Origin of the sequence: Zobellia russellii (genome assembly GCF_044597075.1) — a bacterium.
Classification (GTDB): Bacteria; Bacteroidota; Bacteroidia; order Flavobacteriales; family Flavobacteriaceae; genus Zobellia; species Zobellia russellii.
Window position 1 is genome coordinate 1,668,594 of record NZ_CP139000.1, and the last position, 22,451, is coordinate 1,691,044.

At 38.1% G+C, this 22,451-nt stretch carries 17 protein-coding genes; 8 read left to right on the forward strand and 9 right to left on the reverse strand.

Annotated features, from left to right (window positions below; genetic code table 11):
* Positions 1 to 26: 26 nt before the first annotated feature.
* Positions 27 to 2,804, reverse strand: coding sequence for a SusC/RagA family TonB-linked outer membrane protein (locus tag SJY45_RS06730; RefSeq protein ID WP_400073755.1), 2,778 nt, complete (start codon positions 2,802 to 2,804; stop codon positions 27 to 29).
* An 872-nt stretch (positions 2,805 to 3,676) separates the two neighbouring features.
* On the reverse strand, positions 3,677 to 5,200 hold the full coding sequence (locus SJY45_RS06735; RefSeq protein WP_400073756.1) for an alpha-L-fucosidase: 1,524 nt from the start codon (positions 5,198 to 5,200) through the stop codon (positions 3,677 to 3,679).
* 398 nt (positions 5,201 to 5,598) lie between these two features.
* Between SJY45_RS06735 and SJY45_RS06740 the strand changes: the two genes are divergently transcribed.
* Positions 5,599 to 7,227 (forward strand): hypothetical protein, encoded by a 1,629-nt coding sequence (locus SJY45_RS06740; RefSeq protein ID WP_400073757.1) that lies wholly within the window; start codon positions 5,599 to 5,601, stop codon positions 7,225 to 7,227.
* Positions 7,228 to 7,349: 122 nt separating this feature from the next.
* Positions 7,350 to 8,198 (forward strand): phospholipase A, encoded by an 849-nt coding sequence (locus SJY45_RS06745; protein WP_400073758.1) that lies wholly within the window; start codon positions 7,350 to 7,352, stop codon positions 8,196 to 8,198.
* A gap of 65 nt (positions 8,199 to 8,263) precedes the next feature.
* Here SJY45_RS06745 and SJY45_RS06750 read toward each other — a convergent pair whose 3' ends face one another.
* From SJY45_RS06750 to SJY45_RS06765, 4 genes are all read right to left on the reverse strand, one after another.
* Positions 8,264 to 8,713: a PA2169 family four-helix-bundle protein gene (locus tag SJY45_RS06750; RefSeq protein ID WP_215439641.1), complete on the reverse strand. Its 450-nt coding sequence runs from the start codon at positions 8,711 to 8,713 to the stop codon at positions 8,264 to 8,266.
* 123 nt (positions 8,714 to 8,836) lie between these two features.
* Entirely contained in the window at positions 8,837 to 9,058 is a 222-nt protein-coding gene (locus tag SJY45_RS06755) for a hypothetical protein (RefSeq protein WP_400073759.1), read from the reverse strand.
* 208 nt (positions 9,059 to 9,266) lie between these two features.
* On the reverse strand, positions 9,267 to 9,788 hold the full coding sequence (locus SJY45_RS06760; RefSeq protein ID WP_215439637.1) for a DUF421 domain-containing protein: 522 nt from the start codon (positions 9,786 to 9,788) through the stop codon (positions 9,267 to 9,269).
* Between the two features lie 63 nt (positions 9,789 to 9,851).
* On the reverse strand, positions 9,852 to 10,256 hold the full coding sequence (locus SJY45_RS06765; protein WP_215439636.1) for a VOC family protein: 405 nt from the start codon (positions 10,254 to 10,256) through the stop codon (positions 9,852 to 9,854).
* Positions 10,257 to 10,491: 235 nt separating this feature from the next.
* Here SJY45_RS06765 and SJY45_RS06770 point away from each other — a divergent pair, with 235 nt between their 5' ends.
* From SJY45_RS06770 to SJY45_RS06795, 6 genes are all read left to right on the forward strand, one after another.
* Complete coding sequence (locus SJY45_RS06770; protein ID WP_215439634.1) at positions 10,492 to 10,905, forward strand: hypothetical protein; 414 nt, start codon at positions 10,492 to 10,494, stop codon at positions 10,903 to 10,905.
* Between the two features lie 88 nt (positions 10,906 to 10,993).
* Positions 10,994 to 13,126 carry a catalase gene (locus SJY45_RS06775; RefSeq protein ID WP_400073760.1) on the forward strand — a complete coding sequence of 711 codons (2,133 nt, stop codon included), beginning with the start codon at positions 10,994 to 10,996 and terminating at the stop codon, positions 13,124 to 13,126.
* A 24-nt stretch (positions 13,127 to 13,150) separates the two neighbouring features.
* A complete protein-coding gene (locus tag SJY45_RS06780; protein ID WP_215439630.1) occupies positions 13,151 to 13,495 on the forward strand; it encodes a hypothetical protein in 345 nt (114 codons plus the stop codon).
* A 194-nt stretch (positions 13,496 to 13,689) separates the two neighbouring features.
* On the forward strand, positions 13,690 to 14,010 hold the full coding sequence (locus SJY45_RS06785; protein ID WP_215439628.1) for a hypothetical protein: 321 nt from the start codon (positions 13,690 to 13,692) through the stop codon (positions 14,008 to 14,010).
* A gap of 218 nt (positions 14,011 to 14,228) precedes the next feature.
* A complete protein-coding gene (locus tag SJY45_RS06790; RefSeq protein WP_400073761.1) occupies positions 14,229 to 15,296 on the forward strand; it encodes a substrate-binding domain-containing protein in 1,068 nt (355 codons plus the stop codon).
* A 39-nt stretch (positions 15,297 to 15,335) separates the two neighbouring features.
* Positions 15,336 to 17,507, forward strand: a complete 2,172-nt coding sequence (locus SJY45_RS06795; protein WP_400073762.1) for a DUF6851 domain-containing protein — start codon at positions 15,336 to 15,338, stop codon at positions 17,505 to 17,507.
* 137 nt (positions 17,508 to 17,644) lie between these two features.
* Here the strand turns inward: SJY45_RS06795 and SJY45_RS06800 are convergent, their stop codons facing one another.
* From SJY45_RS06800 to SJY45_RS06810, 3 genes are all read right to left on the reverse strand, one after another.
* Complete coding sequence (locus SJY45_RS06800; protein WP_215439622.1) at positions 17,645 to 18,979, reverse strand: Gfo/Idh/MocA family protein; 1,335 nt, start codon at positions 18,977 to 18,979, stop codon at positions 17,645 to 17,647.
* Positions 18,979 to 20,328: a DUF1080 domain-containing protein gene (locus SJY45_RS06805; RefSeq protein WP_400074309.1), complete on the reverse strand. Its 1,350-nt coding sequence runs from the start codon at positions 20,326 to 20,328 to the stop codon at positions 18,979 to 18,981. Before SJY45_RS06805 ends, SJY45_RS06800 begins: the two co-directional genes overlap by 1 nt.
* An 87-nt stretch (positions 20,329 to 20,415) precedes the next feature.
* Positions 20,416 to 22,413 carry an FG-GAP-like repeat-containing protein gene (locus SJY45_RS06810; protein WP_400073763.1) on the reverse strand — a complete coding sequence of 666 codons (1,998 nt, stop codon included), beginning with the start codon at positions 22,411 to 22,413 and terminating at the stop codon, positions 20,416 to 20,418.
* Between the last annotated feature and the right edge of the window lie 38 nt (positions 22,414 to 22,451).

Sequence of the window (22,451 nt, forward strand, 5' to 3'; positions counted from 1 at the left end):
GTGTGGCATTTCTGTTTACAGGAATATCAGAATGTGTTGTTCTGCGGAGTCCATTGATAGACCAAATCCTGATGGTTGGCTACCTTATAAGCCAATGCTTTGTTACCATTTATAATTTCTGCACCAAAGGCACCGTACCATTGCATTGAAAAGTCCATTGCTTTATAATAGGCCGAAAAATTAAAGCCCATTTCAAATTCAGGAGTACCACTACCCATATATTGACGGTCGTTAATATCTATTAAGCCGTTCTTATCAAAATCTACATACTTTAAATCTCCTAATTTTGCATCAGGTACAATTTCTTGGTAGGCCGCCAATTCTTCTTCGTTCTTAATAGTACCATCGGTCTCTATTAAAAAGAAAGCACCGCCTTCATACCCTTCTGCCAATGCAGATACCAAATCCTGATCGTTACTATGTCCGGAAATACTACTATCATCAAAATAGATGATCTTGTTACTACCGCTCATTTTAGTAATAACATTTTCGTTTTTAGTATATGTTAAACCGGCATTCCAAGAAAATTTACCAGAATGGCGATAGTTCATGGCGAATTCCATACCCTTATTGGTCATATCGCCCACATTTAGCGTAACCTCAGCATTTTGACCTCCACCTGCAGTAGGCGGCAATAATACTGGGAATAACATATCTTCTTTTTTGGTTTCATACATATCTGCGGACAAGGTTAACTTATTATCAAAAAAGCCCATGTCCAAACCTCCGTTCAATGAAACCGAAGTTTCCCAGCTTACCAATGGATTGGCAAAACCAGTTTGAGTAGCCCCTAACAATAAATTCTGATTGTCTCCAGCACCAAGTACATAATCATTATCTAACGTAATGGTAGGTGTATATGTGTAATCTGCGATACCTTGGTTACCTGCCGTACCTCTACTTCCTCTTAACTTAAATGAGGAAACAGTATTCTTAATAGGGTTCCAAAATTTCTCTTCGGAAACGTTCCATCCGGCAGATATAGAAGGAAACACACCCCATGGCTCTTCTTTAAATTTAGAAGACCCATCATGTCTTACAAAAGCATTCAACAGATATCTTCCTTTATAGTTATATTGTAAACGGGCCAACATACCTATTAAAGTGCTGGTACGATCTTGTGTCCATTGGTTGTTACCCGACCCCACATTAGGGTCTGCCGTAGCACCATTTAATACGGTTATATCATTGGAAGCCAAATCGCTCTTCTCCGCAAAGAATTCTGAGTAACTGTACTTTTCCGATGAATATACACCCGTTAAGTTAATGTTATGATCCCCAAAACTTTTCTGGTAATTGATAATGTTCTCCCAAGTAGACTTTTTGGCCAAAGAACTTAAATTTCTAATTCTTGAACGTTGAGATGTAACTTCTGTACCATCATCTCTATACGCGATAAATTTAGGGTTAACGGTAATTCTAGTACCGTTGTCATAACTTGAGGCCACCCTTGAAGTGAATTTAAGGTTATCTGTAATATTGTAGGTAACACTTAAATTTCCATCAAAATATTGATTCTCTTGATTATCTTCTTGCAAGAATTGGTATCCTAAAGAAGAAAGGTTGTTAGCCCCGCTACCATCTCCTGCATTTTCTAACACGCTCGTATTTGGATCTATAAGGGGTTGATAAGCGTTATACCCTATTGCATTTCTTAAAAGTCCCCAAGGCTCATACTCCCTATCTTCTATTCTAAAGGAAAGGGCCGTAGTTATATCCCATCTTCCTTTTTTAAACTGTGTATTGGCCCTAACGTTGAATCTCTCGTAACCCGATTTGATCACAACACCTTCTTGATCAAAATAGTTTCCAGTAACATTGTACGTAAGACCGTCTTTACCTCCTGATAGCCTAAGACTATGGTTTTGGATAGGTGCCATATCATTTTCCACCACACTCACCAAATCCGTATTGTTGGTCAGGAAATGAGGACTCTGTTCTATGGTAGTCCATGTATTACCATATCTTCTCTCACTTAGCGCTGCAGATTGAACAAAAGTCGTATATAGTCTATCCTCCACGTTCAACAAGGGCGTTCCAGAAGTAATATTTTGAAGACCATAATAGCTGTCTACCGCAATTTTCATTTGTCCTTCTTTACCCCTTTTAGTGGTAATCAAGATTACACCGGCTGCACCACGTGTACCATAAATTGCCGCCGAAGCTCCATCCTTTAGAACATCTATGGTTTCTATTTCATTGATACTTAATTTTGGATCTCCTTCAAAAGGGATACCGTCTACAACATATAATGGTCTATTGGCCCCGTTAATAGAAGTAAGACCCCTAATCTGTACGTTAGCTTCCGCTCCAGGAGAGCCTGAACTGGCCGTTACGTTTACCCCGGCAATCTGACCTTGTAAAGCGGCACCTATATCGGATGTTGATGTTTTCATTAACTCTTCCGACTTCACTTGTGCTACCGCACCTGTCAATTCCTTCTTTTTCTGGGCCCCGTAACCCACAACGACTACTTCATCCAACGCGGATACATCTTCTTGCATCGTTACGTTAACCGACTTTTTTCCGCTGATGGCGACTTCCTTGGTTTTGAATCCAATGTAACTGAATACCAATACGTCACTAGGTTCTGCCTTTATTGAATAAAGACCATCAAAATCTGTAACGGTCCCGGTATTAGTGCCCTTGACCACCACACTTACTCCTGGCAAAGGCGTATCATCTGCAGATACGGTACCACTAACTGTTTGAGATTGTGCTATTGCCGTACTTAGACAAAAGACCAAGAACAATCCCAACCGAAAAGCGTGGGATTTAAAATGAAAAATGTTTTTGAAATTCATATAATTTTCTTGTTAAATATTAAAAATGACCAATGAAACTATGAAGTAGGTTTAACCTTGTTAAGAAGGTTGTATTCCAATTCAAAACCTATATAATTTTCTTATTTCATTGTATCTAGACCATACATTCCACCCCTCTTGACTGAAGATTTAAAAACGAGTTGGTTTTAAGCTAAACCAATTATTTGCTCAAAAGGAAATGAACACGATGTCCATTTTGTTTAGGAATACATGTTAAGGAACACCTGTTCTAAAATGGGGGGAGGGTTGTTGAGAGGCGAGTGATTTTTTCTTTCCATAATTCGAGTTGGTTTTAAATGAGTAAAGTTTGTTTATTAGATTATCAATTAAGTGTGTTCTAAATTTTCATATACACTGTAATTGGTGTCCAAAATAGAGATATTGTTAATTTACTCCTAAAAAAAGTGCTTGACAAAAACTTGACAAAACGTATATTTTATACCAACAACACCTCCTCACTCCCCTATTTACAATAGCTTTCCATAAAATTATATGGTATAGACAACTCTACAAAAAGGTCAATTAGAGAAATGTTAAAATTAAGGGGTGTAAACCACAAAAAAAGGAGGTAAATACGTATTAAAAATGAGTAATGAAGCCTATAAACTATGGACTTTCGCTAAATTCCTATCGGCTTTAACCATTCTCTATATTACCCTAGAGCTATTGAAAAAATAAGCCAATTAACATGGCTACTTTGAGTATAACATATGGTTTAGAGTATAACATATGATCTGTAGGAGACCTCTTTAAAACCTAAAATTGAATAACATACATTAAGAAACCGCAAGCCTCTTTCAATCTAAAAATCCATTGCATTTTATTTCCAAAGGACATAAAAACAATACAGATTAGAAGGTTAGTTTAAAAACATAAGCATGTTTTCCTTTCGGTTCTTTGGGTAAATTAATGTGTAATCCGTCTTTTTCTCTATTAAATTTTAGTTTTTCCGTAGACCCTAATAATTCAACAGACTTAATTTCTCCTTTAAGAAGATTCTTCTCCCATCCCAAAGTTCTTATAATCGTCTTTCCATTTTTTGGCCAATCTAATTGTATAGCGTACAGCGTGTCTCCCTTTTTTGTAAACCTAATATCATCGGCCGTGTTATCCGGGTTCTTTCGTTCACTTAGATGACCTTCAATTACCTTTGCAGGCCCTTCCCCATATACTTCCCACGGACGCGTGCCATATATGGCCTCTCCATTATGCTTTAACCACTCTCCTATTTCCAAAAGACGTTCTTGTACCGGACCAGGTATTTCTCCGTTCGCCTTGGGGGTAATATTCAATAACAAACAACCATTTTTACTTACTACATCTACTAAAAAGTCTATGATTCGGTTGGCACTTTTGTAATCCGGGTTGCTTATATGGCTCCAAGCTTTCCAATCAATAGAATCATCAGTTAACCATGGAAAATCCTTCATTTCACTCATTCTGGCCCGCTCAACGTCCAGCACTGCGGTACCTTTTGCAAAATCATAAAATTTATACGTAGCAACTACTTCCTGATGGTTCCTTTCTGCATAATTATAGTAATAAGAAAGAAATTCTTTTCTGTACGCTTCATCAATAACATCCATTTTATTATCGAACCACACCAAATCTGGATTATAGTTATCAATGATTTCTTTTAACCTAGCCAACCATTCTTCGTTGAACTTTTTATCACCTACGGGATAATATCTATCTGAACCTTCGTCTATTTCCTTTGTGCTCAACGGATACTGAAAATCTCCTTTCTTTAATTTTGGACCATACAAATCTGCATATTCCGGATTTGATGCGTCTGTAGATTCATCCCAAGTAGGAAACCAACCAAACAACCATTGGCGGTGATAGGTTGCAATAAATTTCATGTCCCGCTTTCTTATTTCTTTTGCCAATTCTCCCATTATATCCCGTTTAGGCCCCATATTTTTAGCATTCCAACGGGTGAGTTTACTATCCCACATGGCAAAGCCATCGGCATGTTCGGATACAGGACCCGCAAACTTGGCTCCTGCTTTTTCAAAGAGATCCGCCCACTGGGCTGCATTAAACTTTTCTGCCTTGAACATGGGAATAAAATCTTTGTACCCAAACTCGTTTAAGGGGCCATAGGTTTGTGTATGATGCTCATAAAACCGTTTTCCCTGTTTGTGTTCAGGGTTATTGGGCGATGTATACATCCAATGTGAATACCATTCATTCTCATAAGCTGGCACGGAATAGGGTCCCCAATGGCAATAAATACCAAATTTTGCATCCCTAAACCAGTCTGGTGTCTCATGCTTTTTCAGGGATTGCCAATCTGCCTCATAACTTTTCTCCTGAGCAGCAACAAAATTAACAGCCATCATCCATACCAATACAAAAATCAAAGTCCTCATAGTTTCAAAATTTTCATCAACATTAGGAATACAACCTTATGCAAGTTTTTCTCTTTATAAAATTAGAACTTATGGGGTGTTTTTAATACCACAAATGTCTTCTTTAGGCTATGTTGAGTTTATGTAAAGTTCTATTTGAACAAAATACCACTAAAATAATCGTATAACTTCTATTTTAAAAGACTTATATACCCAGTTTTACAAGACTATTTAGGTCTAAAAAATTATATTTCCAATGCACCGCTAGTTAGATAGTATATCTTGATTATTTTGATAAATAGAAGAAATTAGTTACACTTGATGTTACCCATTCTTTATATCTTGAGCATTTATGATATGATTCTTGAAGAAAATTGTATTTATGATTATAGTTAAGGACATTTAAAAGTTTGAGGTATATGTTTCATACAAAAAAGCTAATGCGCTATTATATTCTTATTGGTTTTCTCGTTGTCTTTGGGATAAAACTCAGGGCCCAAGATTCTTCTATTCCTCTAAACATCCCTATTGAAGATACAGATACGCTTTCCGCTCAGCATACTACAAAACAAATAGATTCTTTAAAATCCGTTGTTTCGGCCAATTTAGTGAAGGGAGATACATTAAAGTCCGTTTGGACACTATTAAAATTGATGGATGTCTACAGTCATCAAGCTCACTATGCCCAAGCCTATGAAACTGTATGGACCGCCCTTAGCCTAGCGGACAATTCTGAAAATGTTGTGGTTAAATCCCATATATACCGCAGACTTGGAGCTATGTACAGTTATAATAAACGTAAGGAAGAAGCTCTTAAATACTTGCAGATGTCCCTTGACATTATGAAAAAAGCGGTAGAAAAAGGCACCATGCCCAAAACCTCCTTATCACAGAACTATTATACCTTTGCTTATACTTATAGAGGGCTTAATGAACCTGAAATGGCAAAAAAGTATTTGGATAGCTGCTATGCACATTATGGTGATACACCCGATAAAATTGCGCTACCATTCTTAAAATTTGAAGAATCTTATGTTCTAAGAGAGGAAAAAAAATATGATGAAGCTTTACAAATGCTTAGTGACATAGAACCCTGGTTTAAAGATAATGTACCTTCTTACTTGGTTCTCATTTACGCTTACGTGGCAGTCGTCCATAAGAGGACAGACAATATAGATAAGACCTTGGAATATTATAAAAAAGCCATTGCCATTTCGGACAAGTACCAGAGTCATATTGACTTCACTCCATTTATCTACGAAAAACTTTCCGAAAATTATAAGTTGAAAGGAGATTATAAAGCGGCATATCAATCCTTGGACAAAGCAAAAACATTGAACGCCCGGTTTTTTGATGGAAGAAGTCAAAGCAATATTCCCCTAATGGAAATTAGAAACGAATACCGGGTAGAAAAACAAAGACAACAAGAGGTTATACGCCAGCAACGTATGGAAAAGTTGGAACAGCAGGATAAAATCTTACTGCTTCAACGTATTATTTTGGGTACTTCGCTCATATTTGTGATCATTATAGGCTTTGTTTATGTAAAACATATTCGCTCCAAACACAAGGTTGAGAAGCAGTTGATGCAAAAAACAAAAGCGCTTGAAATGGAACAGGCCCACCAGCTTTTGGAAACCAAAAACAAAGAGTTGGCGGCATCTACACTACAACTAGTTGAAAAAGATGAATTTCTAAAAAAGCTAAAAACCGAATTAAAAGGCGAAAACGGTAATGTAAAAGTCTCTGAAATCAATAGGGTCTTAAAATCAATATCTGTAGGGAACGCCAATAATTGGGAAGAGTTTAAACTACGGTTTACAGATGTTAACAAGAACTTTTACGAAAAACTCAATAACGCCTATCCCAATCTTAGCCAAACAGATCAAAAGATATGTGCTTTGATCAAATTAAACCTTAGCAGTAAAGACATGGCCAGATTATTGGGGATATCTACCAAATCCGTTCATACCACAAGACATCGTTTACGCAAAAAAATGGGATTGCAACGCAGTGATAATCTGGAGGAACTAATTGCATCTTTATAAATACCGAGGTAGCGCTTTTAAGTAGTGTTACGCCGTAACAGTTATATCGGTCACGTTTCGTATTGAAAACGCTAAAACTAGCCGTTTTATAAGGTTATTTTTGCATTCTAACAAACCACACTATGAAACTGAAAATCTCCCTTTGGCTTTTATTGGGCTCGTTTTTTTTATCTGCCAATCTAAATGCGCAAGCTCTTAGCCGAGAAGAAATGCGCGACACCATGCAGCATATTCCATGGTTTACCATTCACAAAGACAATTACTTTATTACGGGTGTACCCACTAATAAACCCATTAATAGCTCTACCGCAAATGCCAAATACCAAGTTAGTTTTAAACAGATTATTACCCGTAGTATTTTACCGTGGGACACCTATCTATACTTAACCTACAGCCAAAAAGCTTTTTGGGACATCTACAAAGATTCCTATCCTTTTAAGGAAATCAATTTTAACCCCACCATAGGTGTTGGTAAAGCTTTTTATGATTCCGATGATAGAATTAAAGGACTGGCCAATCTTGTTTTTGAGCACGAGTCTAATGGTAGGGATAGTATTTTTTCTAGAAGTTGGAACCGACTTAGCCTGAAATATTCCACTCTTATTGGCAAGAAAACACTCCTTCATGTAAAAGGATGGTTGCCTTTTGGCTATAAATCAGGAAATCCGGACTTGTTGGATTACGTAGGGCTGGGAGAAGTGAGCCTATCCCATGATTTTATTCCTGACAAACTTATATTTGAGGTAAAGGTCAGAAAAGGGTTAAATTTAGACACTAGGGGGATGATTCAGACCCGGCTTCATTATCGTCCTTTCAAACACAAATCCAATCAATACATTATGCTGGAATGGTTTGCCGGCCATACAGAAAATCTAATTAACTACAAGCAGTACAACAGCATGATCCGTGTAGGATATGTTATTAAAAGTAATGAATTCAATATCCTGAAGAAAAACAGAAGAACTCCTTAAATCCGAGGTAACTTGCATAAAAAAAGCCCCTTTTCAGGGGCTTTAAATTTTCCGCAAAATAAAAACTATCTAACGTCTTCCAACGTTTTAATAGTCTTAAGGTCGTCCATCAACCAATCGCGTTGTTTTCTAATTACCGCAGCGGCTTCAAGGGGTAAATGTGTATCTCCCAATACTTCATTATACTCATCAATAGCGGCTTTGTCACCACGTATAGCTTCCTCCAACATAGACTCATCACTATCGCCCGAAAAGAATGTTTTAACATCCATCCAAGCCCTATGCATAGCTCCGGTAACACTTCCGTCTATGTCATCTCTAGTTTTTAAGGCAGGTGCCGCAGCTTTCAATTCTACAAGAAAGTTTCTACGTTCTATAGATTTATTCTGGAAATAACTCTTAAGCCCTATTTCTTCTGAATTCTCAGCTGCTTTTTCATACCCTTTAATGGCATCTTCGTTCTTTTGTATAATATCATTTATACTATCTTCAATTTCTTTTATATCGTTATTCATATCTCTTTTATTTTTCCGGTAACTTAAACGCCTACCGTTTGGCGTACATTCAAATGTAGAACAAACCTTAGCCTTTGATCAATGCAAAAGGATAAGGTTTGGACGCAATGAATTTTATACTTTCTATGCCACTTTTTGCCCGCTTCCAAACCTTATGATACATATGTAATCTTCGTTTTCAAGTTTGCATTCGCCCAAACGTTTCATTTTTGCCTCTGTAGCGATGTATTGAAAGAAACTATCCTGAGATAAACTTCCTATTTGACTAATATCATCTATCCCTGAAAAAAGTGTTTCTCCCGTAATTCTGTTCTTAATAGTGTACTTGTATTCAAAATCCTGCATAACCTTTCCTTTTAGTTAAACACTTATTATCTCAACTCATAAAATCAATGATTCTCTCTTCATCTTATGAGCTTCCTTCAAAATTATTTTATGGAATAAAATTTCATGATCACTTTCAATTGAAAAATGAACTTAATTGATATGAAATAAGAAAGGCATTCCAATATGGAATGCCTTTCTTATTTCTTTAATTTTAATTGAACCTGTACTAATTTCTTGCTACATCGCTAAGTAAGAAATCTTCTACAGGCCTATCATGCTGCTTATGGAGTACGGAAATATCTCCGGTGGTTTCAAATATTACTGCTTTAACTTCGGAGAGCTCCGTTACATTGGCCTCTCTTAATTTGGCCCTTAAATCGGATTTTGCAACACGGCCTTTCCGAAGGTTTTCTTCCAAAATAATTTCACCGTCCATAAGTAGTAATGGGGTGTTGTCCATTAACTTCTTAACAGTGTCGTTCCGTCTGGCAAAAGCCGCTCCCATTTGCAACAAATAAACTGTTACAATACCAACAATGCCATCTGTAAGACTTACAGACTTGGATAGTATTGTTGTAGCTATGATTGACCCGACGGCAACGGTCATTGCAAAATCAAAACTCGACATTTTAGAAAAACTGCGCTTGCCACATATTCGTGTCATTAAAATCACGGCTATATAAATTCCTACTGCCGTGATACAAATGGCGCCAAACGCTTCCCATGAAAATTTAAACCACTCCTCCATAAATTTAGTTTTTCAAAAAATTGATACTACCTCTTCCCTATTATTTCAAATTGCAAGTTGAATCTAATTTAAATCGCAATTTATCATCCAATTAATACCAAAACGGTCCGTAAAGCGTCCAAATAATGCGTTCCATTCGCGCTCCCTTAGTTCGTGGTGTATTCGACCTCCTGAAGACAATTGCTCATATAGACTTTCCGCTTCTTTCCTATCCTTAAGGTCTATACTCAAATGAATCTTTGTTCCTTCTGTTAGCGGTGTGTCCGGTGCGGCATCATAAGCCATAAAATGAATGCCTTTACCTTTTAATTCGGCGTGTTGCAAACGGTCACGGTAAGAAGAGGGTACATCTATCTTTTTATCGGCATAGGTCTGCCTGTTTTTTATTTCGGCGTCAAATAGGTCTGCGTAAAAATTAAGTGCTTCTTGGCAATTTCCATCAAATGCTAAATATGCTTGTATTTTCATTGTATTGAATTTTTAAAATTTACAGCAAGTTATAGGAAGTACACCTTCATGATCGATTACATCGCACTAATAGTTAACACAAAAAAATGGAGCATTGAGCTTCATACTTTTATATGATAAGGCTATTTATAAAATCGAAATTTCAGATAGCATTTGCACTAATAATGATTTTTTTACAGCCAATCAATTCTTGGCCTCTTCCCTAATTTTAGCTTGAAAATCAATAATTATAAGGATGGAATGTCTTGAGCAACTATTAAAGGTGTATGTCATTAGCGAACTGAGATGCATTGAAGGTGCGGTAAAATCCAAAACGCCCCTTATGCGAATGTTTATGGAGCAATGCGCTATTGAGCGGTCCAACTTCATTCTGGACATTTGGCATACTGCCATAAGACAGGAACAGAACGTTGAACTCTCTGAACTTTACGCATGGCATAATCAATTATACGGCAAGAATTATTTAGCTGTTACTACAGGCAGCAATGTTAATATAGACTTGCTACACAGAAAGGCTTTGGAAATTTGTGAGTGTATGATCGATATGGCCCTACCGGACAAGTTAACCATACTATTGGTAGAGCATTACACAAAAATCCAAGGAGACCTTCTTGCGTTAGCCCACATAAGAGCGCTAACAGAAAATTAGAAAACCTGATCATTCCAATGTTAAACATTACCATAATCCTTTAACTCAACAAGAACCCCATAAGAACATCCCTTAAAATGAACTTTATATGAAAGCTGATAAAAACACAAGCACAAAAAAAGAAGAGCAACTAAAGAAATCTACTGTTGATTATGAGGGCAAGCCCTTAACCACTAGGCAAGGACTCAAAGTAAACGATACAAACAACTCTTTAAAAGCCGGGCCGCGAGGAGCTACGTTATTGGAGGATTTTCTGCTACGTGAAAAAATTCACAACTTTGACCACGAACGTATTCCAGAGCGAATTGTTCATGCCCGAGGAAGCGGAGCACATGGCTATTTTGAACTCTATGAAAGTATAGAGGAATATTCCAAAGCCGGTATTTTTACCGATACATCTAGAAAAACCCCTGTTTTTGTGCGGTTTTCTACCGTTGCAGGATCAAAAGGTTCTACAGATTTGGCAAGGGATGTAAGAGGCTTTGCCGTAAAATTTTATACAGACGAAGGCACTTGGGATTTGGTTGGGAACAACATGCCCATCTTCTTTATACAGGATGCCATGAAATTCCCTGATTTAATTCATTCGGTCAAGCCTGAACCACATCAGGAAATTCCGCAAGCGGCCTCTGCCCATGATACATTCTATGACTTTGTTTCACTTACACCAGAAACACTTCACAACCATATTTGGGTAATGAGCGATAGGGCCATACCCCGTAGTTATCGTATGATGGAAGGATTTGGTATACATACATTTAGACTTGTAAATAGAGAAGGTAAGGCCCATTTTGTAAAATTTCATTGGAAACCAAAATTAGGAGTACACTCCGTTACTTGGGACGAGGCCGTTAAAATTAGTGGCGCGGATTCGGATTTTCACCGAAGAGATTTATGGAATGCCATTGAAGCTGGAGAATATCCCGAATGGGAATTAGGGTTACAAATAGTTCCAGAGGAAGATGAACACAAATATGATTTTGACCTCTTGGACCCTACCAAATTAATACCTGAAGAAATGGTACCTGTTAAAATAGTAGGTAAAATGGTCTTGAATAGAAATCCGGAAAATTTCTTCGCAGAGACAGAACAGGTTGCATTCATGCCAGGAAGTATTGTACCAGGTATAGATTTCACAAATGACCCTCTTCTACAGGGCCGGTTGTTCTCCTATAGAGATACCCAACTCTCTAGATTGGGCACACATAATTTTCACCAGATACCAATTAACAAACCGGTGGTAGAAGCTCGTAACAACCAACGGGACGGTCATATGCAAACCGAGATTCCAAAAGGACGAACTGCTTATTTCCCAAATTCAATTGGTGGTGGTTGTCCATACCTGTCATCTGTTGAAGAAGGTGGTTTTGAATCCTACCAAGAGCGTATTGATGCCAAGAAAATTAGAACTCGGAGCGAAAGTTTTAATGACCATTTCTCCCAACCTGCTCTTTTTTATAGAAGTCTTTCTGATTGGGAAAAAGAACATGTTATTAGCGCCTACTCTTTTGAATTAGGTAAATGTGACATCAAGCATATAAAGGAGCGAATGCTTTATTTGATTGATAAGATTGATTCTGACCTTGCTAAAAAAGTAGCGGGCAATCTAGGTATGAAGGTTCCTTCTTCCATCAAAGAACCCATAAATCAGGCTATTGGTGCAGATGCAGATGTAGAGGCGCAACAGCCATCGGAGAAGAAGAACTATTTGGATGAATCCCCTAAACTTAGTCAGGCGAACACTAATTTCAGTTCTATTGCCACACGGCAGATTGCGGTTTTAGTAGCCGATGGTTTTAGTATGAGCCAATTCAAGACCGTAAAAGATGCTCTGGAAAAAGAAGGCGCCATGATTAAATTAATTGCACCGCACGGAGGTACGGTCACTTGTGATGAAGATATGGAGCACCAAGTTGATGCGGCAATTATGACTACGGAAAGTGTTCTATTTGATGCTATTTATATTCCTGGAGGCAAATCATCTATTGATGGGCTATCGGCACAGTCCAAATTTACGAAGTTCGTAAACGAAAGTTATAAACACTGCAAAGCTATTGCGGTAAGCGGCGAAGCCGAAGATTTCTTAAAGAATACCGCCATTACGGATATAGAAGGTGATGAAGCCATTTTTATAAATGGCAAACCAGAAGAGTTCATTAAAGCTATTGCTAAACACCGTAACTGGAACAGAAGAGAAAAAGCGGAAAAAATACCCGCTTAAATTTAACCTTAAAAAGAAAATATTATGACTAATGAATATGCAAAGCACGAAACAGACTATATAAAGAGTTATGAGAAATTGGGGTATACCGACTCATACCGATTTGTAAAGGGAGAATTGAGAAGTACTAAGACAGATAAGGCATACGCTGCAAAAGATATTACTATCGTAAAAGAGCACCGTTATGAAGGAATGAGCAATCCCTCAGATATGTCATTGTTGTATGTCATAGAAACTAGTGATGGTGGTAAAGGTACATTGCTTGCGGGTTATGGCCCCAGCGCAGATGCGGACCTCTACGAGTTTTTAGAAACCATTCCTGAAGAAAATATCAAAGACGAAGATTTATTACCGGCAGACGCTAAGTAATTTATCTATTCCCCCATTGGAAAAGCCCGAAGTATTTTGCTTCGGGCTTTTCTTTGACTTAAACGGAAGGGCAAACATCCAGACGAAAACATCCTATTGAAACGTCTTTGGCAATAGAGATAAAATTTCTATCAATAGGATGACCTACAACTGTATGAGCTTTTTAATTTTGAAAAAAACAATCTCCTAAGAATATGCCTAGATTATTAGCTAAGAAGAAAAGTTCCATCAAAACAAATACTACAAAGAACGCCTTAAAAAGAAACCTGAATAATTTAAACAGACAGGTTAGGGAATTAAAAAGAAATTTTGAAAGCAACTTTCCCAAATACCCTTCAGCTAAATTTGAAGCAGTCAGGGAATTCAATATTAAACTGGTTCGTGTAAAATCGCGTTTAAACCGCATTGCTACGTTAGTTTCTCAAAATAGAAAAGGAGCCCGTAAAAATCTTGTTCGTGTCTCCCGAGAAATTCAGACTCTTAAAAATACTAGGCACAATCTCTACGAATCCTAACTAGATTATTGCGCTTTTTCAGCTACTATTAACAGCCTGTTTAGGCGAGTCTTTTCTGATTACCCGTCCAAACAAACTTATTTCGTGTGCGTACACAAAAACAAACCCTATAATTTTATAAGACTAGAATTATCCTTATATTTGACATACAAATAATTCAACTACAACCAACTAACCATGGTAGCTCTTAATTGCTGCTACACTCATAAATTATTGTATTGAAAACAATTAAAGATATTGCCGAAGAAGCTAAAGTTTCTACCGGTACTGTGGACAGGGTTATTCATAAACGCCCAGGGGTCTCTCCAAAAACCAGGGAAAAGGTTCAAAAATTACTTGACAAGTATGACTTTGAAAGAAATATATTGGCAAGCACCCTGGCTTTCAAGAAAAAATACAGAATTGCGACTCTAATTCCCTCTGTCGTATCTAAAAACCAATTCTGGCACGGACCACACTTGGGTATGAAGTCTGCCGCCAAGGAAATAAAAAAATATGGGGTTGAAACCCACCGCTTCTTTTTTGATCAATACGATTTAAAATCATACGAAAAGGCTCTTGATAAAATTCTGGACCTGAACCCTAACGGGGTGGTTTTTGCTCCTTTCTTTTACAACACATCTCTTGCTTTTGCCGAAAAATTAAATGCCAAGGACATTCCATTTATTTTTATAAATATTGATTTGGATACGCCTAACAAACTAACTTACATTGGCCAAAACGCACAGCGCAGTGGGTATCTGTGTGGTAAGATGATGGATTTAATCACCAAATCATCTGGACATATCGCTGTTTTGACTTCCCAAAAAAATGTGGACAGCCATTTGGCCATTGAAACAAGGATTAAAGGGTTTCATGATTACTTTGAAAACAATTCAAATACGAATCATATAAAGAAAGTTCTGATTGATGATTTTGATTCGAAAAAAGTAGAAATCGCGCTTTCCGAAGCCCTTAAGAATGATGAAGCTATCTCCGGAATCTTTGTTCCCTCCAGTGCTGTTTTTACCGTTGCCCAATACTTTGAAAAGAAGAATATTACGCATATTCGTACGGTAGGGTTTGACACACATTTGGATAATCTTAATTACATTAGAAAGGGTGCCATTGATTTTGCCATTGACCAAAATCCTTTTGAACAAGGCTATATGGGATTAAAAATACTTTGTGAGTATCTATTGTTGAACAAAACGCCCAAACCTAAATATAACTCGCCCATAAACATTGTTACCCAAGAAAATGTTGACTACTTTGATGTAGCGGAAACCATTGAATACGCTGTCTAGGTAAAGTTTACGGAAAGTATTTTTCGTACAAAATGTTACATGAAAAAAATACTGCTTTTAATCCTTTTTTGCGCTGCATGTGCCGCCAATGCACAACACTCTATTGCCAGACAATGGAATGACGTTCTTTTAGACGCTATTAGAGTGGATTATGCCAGACCCACGGTTCATGCACGTAATCTATACCATAGTTCCGTACTCATGTACGATGCCTGGGCATTGTTTGATGATACGGCCCAAACCGTATTCCTTGGCCAGACTTACGGCGGTTACAATTGTAGATTTAACGGAATTATACAACCAATAGCCATAGATCAAGCTAGGCAAGAAGTTATGAGCTATGCACTGTTCAGGTTATTAGCCCATCGTTTTGCTACTTCTCCCGGTGCAAATGAAACATTGTCCAACATAGAAAACCTGTTCCTGTCCCTTGGCTACGACCCACAATTTACCTCTACTGATTATAGTAGCGGTTCATACGCTGCGCTGGGCAATTATTTGGGTAATGAAATGATCAGGTTTGGCGAACAGGATGGAGCTAACGAAACGTTTGAATATGGTAATCAACTATACCAACCTACCAACCCTCCCTTGGTATTGGCAGAATATCAAGATATAACCAATATTGACCCAAACCACTGGCAGCCCCTGTCTTTTGACCTTTTTATTGATCAATCAGGAAATTCCGTTCCAGTTTCCATACCGGATTTTCTAGGACCCGAATGGGGTGCCGTAGTGCCGTTTGCACTAAATGAGGCCGATATGCAAATTAAGAACAACGGTTTTGATTCTCATTTATATTTCAATACTCAAGAGCCTCCCCAAATAGAAAATTCCATGGGCAACGGAATTGACGACCCTTACAAATGGAATTTCACTTTAGTGGCCGCTTGGTCTGCGCATCTAGACCCAGAAGATGACACTCAAATAGACATCTCTCCGGCCAGCTTGGGCAATGTAGATATTGACACCTACCCTACTACGTTTGAAGCTTATAAAAATTTCTATAGTCTTATGGACGGAGGGGATACCGGTCAAGGTCATGACCTCAACCCACACACCAACCAACCCTACTCCCCTCAGTTTGTAAAACGATCGGACTATACGCGAGTCCTTGCCGAATTCTGGGCAGACGGCCCCGACTCCGAAACACCACCGGGACATTGGTTTACCATACTCAATTATGTAAGTGACCATCCATTGTCGGATAAAAAACTTAAGGGTGAAGGTCCCACTTTAAATAATCTTGAGTGGGATGTAAAATGTTATTTGGCACTTGGTGGAGCCATGCACGATTCGGCTATTGCTACTTGGGGCATTAAAGGATATTTTGATTATGTTAGACCTATATCGGCAATTAGGTATATGTCAGGAAAAGGGCAAAGTAGTGATCCTTCCTTACCTAGCTTTGATCCTCAGGGGATACCGCTGATTCCAGACTTAATTGAATTAATTAAAGAAGATGACCCCTTGGCAGGCACTATGGGTGAGTTTGTGGGAGAAATTAAAATCAAGGCATGGCGAGGCCCCGATTTCATAAACAATCCCGTAAGTGATGTAGCAGGTGTGGGTTGGATTTTAGGTACGCATTGGTGGCCTTACCAACGCGGTACTTTTGTTACACCTCCATTTGCAGGTTATATATCCGGGCATTCTACCTTTTCCAGAGCGGCCGCAGAAGTAATGACCCAATTAACGGGAGATGCTTTTTTTCCTGGTGGCATGGGAACGTTTGACATTATGGCCAATCAATTTTTGGTATTTGAAAATGGCCCTTCAGAAGATTTCACCTTGCAATGGGCCACCTATAGGGATGCTTCGGACCAAACGAGCCTTTCTAGAATATGGGGCGGTATACATCCCCCAATAGACGATATTCCTGGTCGCTTAATAGGAGAGCAAATAGGAAAACAGGCTTTCGCCAAAGCGGAACTTCTTTTTGGTAACCCAACTTCGGCTGAGAAAAACGAAGCTAACACCATTCCATTTCCTATTCCGTTTGAACAAGAAATAAACCTTGCTACAGATTTGCATGGCCCGTGTACGGTGCTACTCTTTAATATGAGGGGGGAATTGGCCCATACAGAAAACATCGACTTTAATATTTCCTATAAAATTAACACTCATGGGCTTTCCTCTGGGATATATATTCTAACTATAAAGAATAGCGAGGGGGCAATTGTTCATAAGCAAAAGGTGATTAGAAGGTGAGCTTTTCTTATCATAGTCTACAACCTTTCTTTTTTCCTGAGAACAAACCAACAAAAAAGGTCCGCATAAATAAATCATACGGACCTTAAAAAAAACAAAAACAAACTGCTTACGGTATTCTTCTCTACATTGAGAAGTTATAACTTAGGTTCCCAACCTTGGGCGTATTCACGTTTCCACCAGTCTTTCATAACCTTTTCGTTATTCAAGACCTTACCTGTAGCCTTATCAATTTTAAGGGTTTCTCCGGCATCTTGTGCCATATTACCCAGATGACAAAGCATGGTAGAGATACTTGCATCTTTAATATCAGAATTGAGGGATTTATCTTCCCTGATTCCAGCAAAGAAATTACCTACATGGTTCACATCTAGACTGCCACCGCCTTGAGTATTGGTACCTGTGCTTTGATCCCCTCCTTCTTTTATATCCTTAATTTGGTTTCCACCTAAATCGTACAATTTGTAGCCTCCCCTACTTAAAGTTATAATTCCTTTACTTCCGTAAATGGTAATTCCCCTTCCTGGTTGGTTTGGAAGGATTTTTCCTCTACTATGGCCTGTCCACGTGATAAATTTATCATCACCAAACTTATAGGTTACCTGTTGGTTGTCTACAAATTCCCAATCGTCATCATATGCATATTTCCCTCCGAAGGAAGTTACACTATCCGGTAAATCAACTCCTAAAGCCCATCTACAAATATCTATTTCATGAGTACCATTGTTATGAACTTCGCCAGTACCCCAATTTTTAAACCAGTGCCAGTTGTAAGGATGAATGTTATCTCTATAATCTTCTCTAACGGCGGGCCCTTGCCACATATCCCAATCTAACGTTGAGGGTACAGGAACTTTATTGCCTACACCAATAGAGCCACGATTGTTAGAATAATAGGCTTCACCCTTAAAGACATCTCCGATAATGCCTTCGTTGATTTCTTTTACAGCTAAAGCAGAAGATTTTGCCGAACGCTGTTGGTTACCCATTTGAACTTTTTTACCATACTTTTTTTGGGCCTCTACGAGCAGGTCGTTTTCCCAAGGGTTATGGCTACAAGGCTTTTCAACATATACGTGTTTACCGGCCTGTAGCGCCATTATGGCCATTGGGGCATGCCAATGTTCCGGGGTAGCAATAAATACGGCATCTACCTTTTTATCCTCTAACACTTTTCTAAAATCCTTTTCCACTTTAGGTACGTAACCTATATTTTCTTTACACCAGAGATTATGCTCTGCTATAATATTATCATCTACATCACAGGTATATATAATTTTAGCATTCTTATCAGTATGAATGGCCGCAATATGTGCTTTTGCTCTACTTCTTACACCAATGATAGCACAATTAATATGGTCATTTGCACCAAGTATATTGGCATGGGCCATAGAAGGTAAAACAAGTCCGCTAAACGATAAAGCCATTGAACCCGTTGCGGTTTTCTTTATAAAATTTCTTCTACTAGTCATTACTTATCTTCTTTAGGTGTTTTTATTTGAATGTTTTTAAAGCTAACTCTATCGCCATGATCCTGCAATAAAATCTGACCCTTGTCCAACTCTCCAAAATTGGGCCACTTGGCGTATTTACTTTCCGAAACCAATTTTCTGTATGCATCGCTTTTACGCTCATATTCCAAAACTTTAGCTCCATTAAGATAGTGTTCTACATGGTTATCCTTGGATATAATATATGCTGTGTTCCACTCCCCTATGGGTTTGATCGGCTTCTTTGGGTCTGCTTGAATTAAATCATACAGCGAAGAAACGGTACGGCTACCATCATGGTTTCCTTTTTTTGCATCCGGATGTCTCTCATCGTCTAAAATTTGGTATTCCAATCCTATGGATGAACCTGCACCTTTATTTAATTCGGTATCTACATAGTACTTAATTCCGCTGTTGGCCCCTTCCGTCAACTTAAAATCAACTTTAAGTTCAAAATCGCTATAAGCTTCAGTGGTAACAATATCTCCTCCGGCAGCAGACTCTTCTCCACCTGAAGATAACACAGTAAGTATGCCATCTTTTATCTCCCAGCCCTTATCAGGGAAACCTTCCAACTTAGCACCTCTCCAACCTTCGGTAGTTTCTCCGTCCCAAAGTAATTCCCAACCTTGGTCCTTTTCATTTTTTGTAAGTTGGTTGGCCATATTTATAGCTGGCAACGGACTCTTTTGAGCATATTTCTGAACATCGTCCGTAATAATTTTGATATTCTTCCAAACGATTTCGGTTCCCGGAGTTTTGTCCTTTCCTATAGAATGAACCTGTAAACCAATAAAACCACTATCTGTCTGCGTATCTATCAAATGGGAAGCAGGCACCCCATTGATCCATGTTTTTAACGTATCACCAATAGCTTCAATCCGGTAATGGTTCCAGTCATTTTGCTTAAAAGCCTGTTTTGCCTTTTTATTGTCATCATCTAAAGGATGTAACCAACCCCTACGCGCCTCATCGTAAATACCGGCACTCCATGCCCGGTCTGATGGGTCAATCTCAATTTGATACCCATGGATTCTACCGTTCATATAATAGGGAAAACTATTACTACGGATTTGAATTCCAGAATTCATGGACGGGTCTACTTTATAATCCAATTCCAAGATAAAATCATCGTACATTTTATCTGTTGTCATAAATGAGTTTGGAGTGTTGCTAACCGTAGTTCCAACGATAGAATTATCCCTAATTTCATAAATGGCCTTTCCGCCTTTTTGAGTCCAACCGGTAAAAGTTTCTCCATCAAAAAGATCTGTCCATGGTAGGGTTTCTTTTTTCTGGACCTCACAGCTTACAAAAAGACTTGATGCCATTAGTAGCAGTGCACTTTTATACCCAAAGGTCCTTAGTTTACTTACGTTTAAATGCTTCATTTTAATAGTTTAAAATTGTTTTGATGTTTATGATTTTAAAATTTTTCTAAGATAAGTTGTGTTTCCACTAACGATTTTTAACATGTAAACCCCGGCCGGTAAACTCTCGTACCCACTAAGCGTAATTGAACCATTGGCGGATTTACTATTTATATATTGATTACTAACTATATTCCCCAAAACATCACTCAACACAACGTGCACCTCATCTTCAAATGCATCCTTGGAGACTATGCGCAAGGTGTTATTAAAAGGACTAGGATATACTATCATTCCCAACCCTTCCAAATTCTCTTCATATGGAACCGTTACTTGCGAACAATCTTCTGCTTCCGCAGGGTTCAATACTAATTTAGTTAATTTGATGGTGTTAATTTTGTCGTCATTAATGATTTCTTTGTAAACACCTGGATTGCTAACCGTTTCACTACCGATAACAATTTCATCACCTTCACAAATCTGAATGGTTTCAAAAACTCGTTTAAAAACACCTTCGTCTTCTTTTATATAGTAATCCGAATTAGCCTCCAAATTCTTGAATACTTCTTGTTTTAGCCCTTTTGGCCATTGTACCACCAAACTGTCTATTGTTTCAATTTGATCTAAACCAAAGTGAACCACAGAACTATGAACGGACAAATAACTACTTCCTCCGGAGACTTCTCTTATCTGTTCTTTTCCATCTGTATAAATTTTTACCAAAGCACCATACCCACTTCTATTATTCTCGGTGCCTTCTAGCTTAGCTTTTAACCAATTAGACTGTTCATTGCCTGTATTCATATAAACCTTTGTGCTGCCACGGTTTTCATCGCTCACGCGAATATTAGCTGTAACAATATCTAGTTTACCATCATTGTTCAAATCTCCATAGGCCATACCCCTAGCCTTGTTTGGCTGACCGGTTACGAGTATATCCGAAATATCCTCAAACCTTGTTTCGCTTCCAAAACCTAAATATAACAGGTTGTTCTGTGTATCGTTTAGATTTAACAATGATCCTTTTGAAGCATAGAGATCTAAATGTCCATCATTGTTTACATCTAAAAAGGCAGTACCCCAACAAACACCGGTTCCATCACTCACTTCTATATCTCTCGCCACATCTACATAGGATAGTAACCCTTGGTTTTGATACAGTTTATTATGACCGATATTGGTTACATAATAATCAAAATGTCCGTCTTCATTAAAATCGCCCACAGCTACCCCCATACTATTCATAGCTGCGTTCATACCCGATGAATCGGAGATATTACTAAAATCCTTGTTTGGGTAATTATTAACCAAAATTTTATTGGGTTCATAGAAATCTCCAAAATCATTTAGAACGAACAGGTCTTGATCGCCATCTTGATCTACATCCGAAAAAGAAGAAACTAAGGTTGTCCCTGTTTCATTGGGTGCCAATGGATTATCAATCTGTAAAAAAGTACCATCCCCATTATTCTCGTAGAAAAAATCAACTAATGGACTAGTAATATTTTGATCAAAAGGGAGGGCGTCATAAGCCACATAATTACCCACATAAATATCTAAATCACCATCTAGATCATAATCTGCCATAGTTGCCGTCATACTCCAAGCTTGTTGATTTATACCCGCTGATGGAGAAATGTTGGTGAACGATTTGCCATCCAAATTTTTTAGAAGATAACAACGTGCTCCTTCTGCCGTAGTAATAAAAAGATCGGTAAACCCGTCATTATCTATATCTCCGGCCACTACGCCCATTGTTTTTATACTTCTAAATTGGGTGATTCCCATTTCTTTGGTCACCTCACGAAATGTATCGTTTCCCAGATTTTCATAAAGTTGGTCGTTTTCATCTCCTCCCGTAAGATAAATGTCTTCCAAACCATCATTATTAAAATCAAAAATAGCAACGCCGCCTCCCATGGCCTTTGAATCCGACATATAATGCTCTATTCCAAGAACTTTTGACTTTTCCTCAAAATCTTGGGCGTGAAGAGACAAGCTCAGTAAACTGAACCAAAGACTAGGGTAAAATGTCATATCTCTCATACGTTTCCGATAACCTCAAAAATTTGACATAGGGAAAA

Excerpts from the sequence above, each read along its gene's own strand:
- SJY45_RS06785 (WP_215439628.1), top strand. The coding sequence starts at position 13,690 with ATGCCTAGATTATTAGCTAAGAAGAAAAGTTCCATCAAAACAAATACT.
- SJY45_RS06745 (WP_400073758.1), top strand. The coding sequence starts at position 7,350 with ATGAAACTGAAAATCTCCCTTTGGCTTTTATTGGGCTCGTTTTTTTTA.
- SJY45_RS06775 (WP_400073760.1), top strand. The coding sequence starts at position 10,994 with ATGAAAGCTGATAAAAACACAAGCACAAAAAAAGAAGAGCAACTAAAG.
- SJY45_RS06760 (WP_215439637.1), bottom strand. The coding sequence starts at position 9,788 with ATGGAGGAGTGGTTTAAATTTTCATGGGAAGCGTTTGGCGCCATTTGT.
- SJY45_RS06795 (WP_400073762.1), top strand. The coding sequence starts at position 15,336 with ATGAAAAAAATACTGCTTTTAATCCTTTTTTGCGCTGCATGTGCCGCC.
- SJY45_RS06735 (WP_400073756.1), bottom strand. The coding sequence starts at position 5,200 with ATGAGGACTTTGATTTTTGTATTGGTATGGATGATGGCTGTTAATTTT.
- SJY45_RS06730 (WP_400073755.1), bottom strand. The coding sequence starts at position 2,804 with ATGAATTTCAAAAACATTTTTCATTTTAAATCCCACGCTTTTCGGTTG.
- SJY45_RS06800 (WP_215439622.1), bottom strand. The coding sequence starts at position 18,979 with ATGACTAGTAGAAGAAATTTTATAAAGAAAACCGCAACGGGTTCAATG.
- SJY45_RS06750 (WP_215439641.1), bottom strand. The coding sequence starts at position 8,713 with ATGAATAACGATATAAAAGAAATTGAAGATAGTATAAATGATATTATA.
- SJY45_RS06780 (WP_215439630.1), top strand. The coding sequence starts at position 13,151 with ATGACTAATGAATATGCAAAGCACGAAACAGACTATATAAAGAGTTAT.
- SJY45_RS06810 (WP_400073763.1), bottom strand. The coding sequence starts at position 22,413 with ATGAGAGATATGACATTTTACCCTAGTCTTTGGTTCAGTTTACTGAGC.
- SJY45_RS06755 (WP_400073759.1), bottom strand. The coding sequence starts at position 9,058 with ATGCAGGATTTTGAATACAAGTACACTATTAAGAACAGAATTACGGGA.
- SJY45_RS06740 (WP_400073757.1), top strand. The coding sequence starts at position 5,599 with ATGTTTCATACAAAAAAGCTAATGCGCTATTATATTCTTATTGGTTTT.
- SJY45_RS06805 (WP_400074309.1), bottom strand. The coding sequence starts at position 20,328 with ATGGCATCAAGTCTTTTTGTAAGCTGTGAGGTCCAGAAAAAAGAAACC.
- SJY45_RS06770 (WP_215439634.1), top strand. The coding sequence starts at position 10,492 with ATGGAATGTCTTGAGCAACTATTAAAGGTGTATGTCATTAGCGAACTG.
- SJY45_RS06765 (WP_215439636.1), bottom strand. The coding sequence starts at position 10,256 with ATGAAAATACAAGCATATTTAGCATTTGATGGAAATTGCCAAGAAGCA.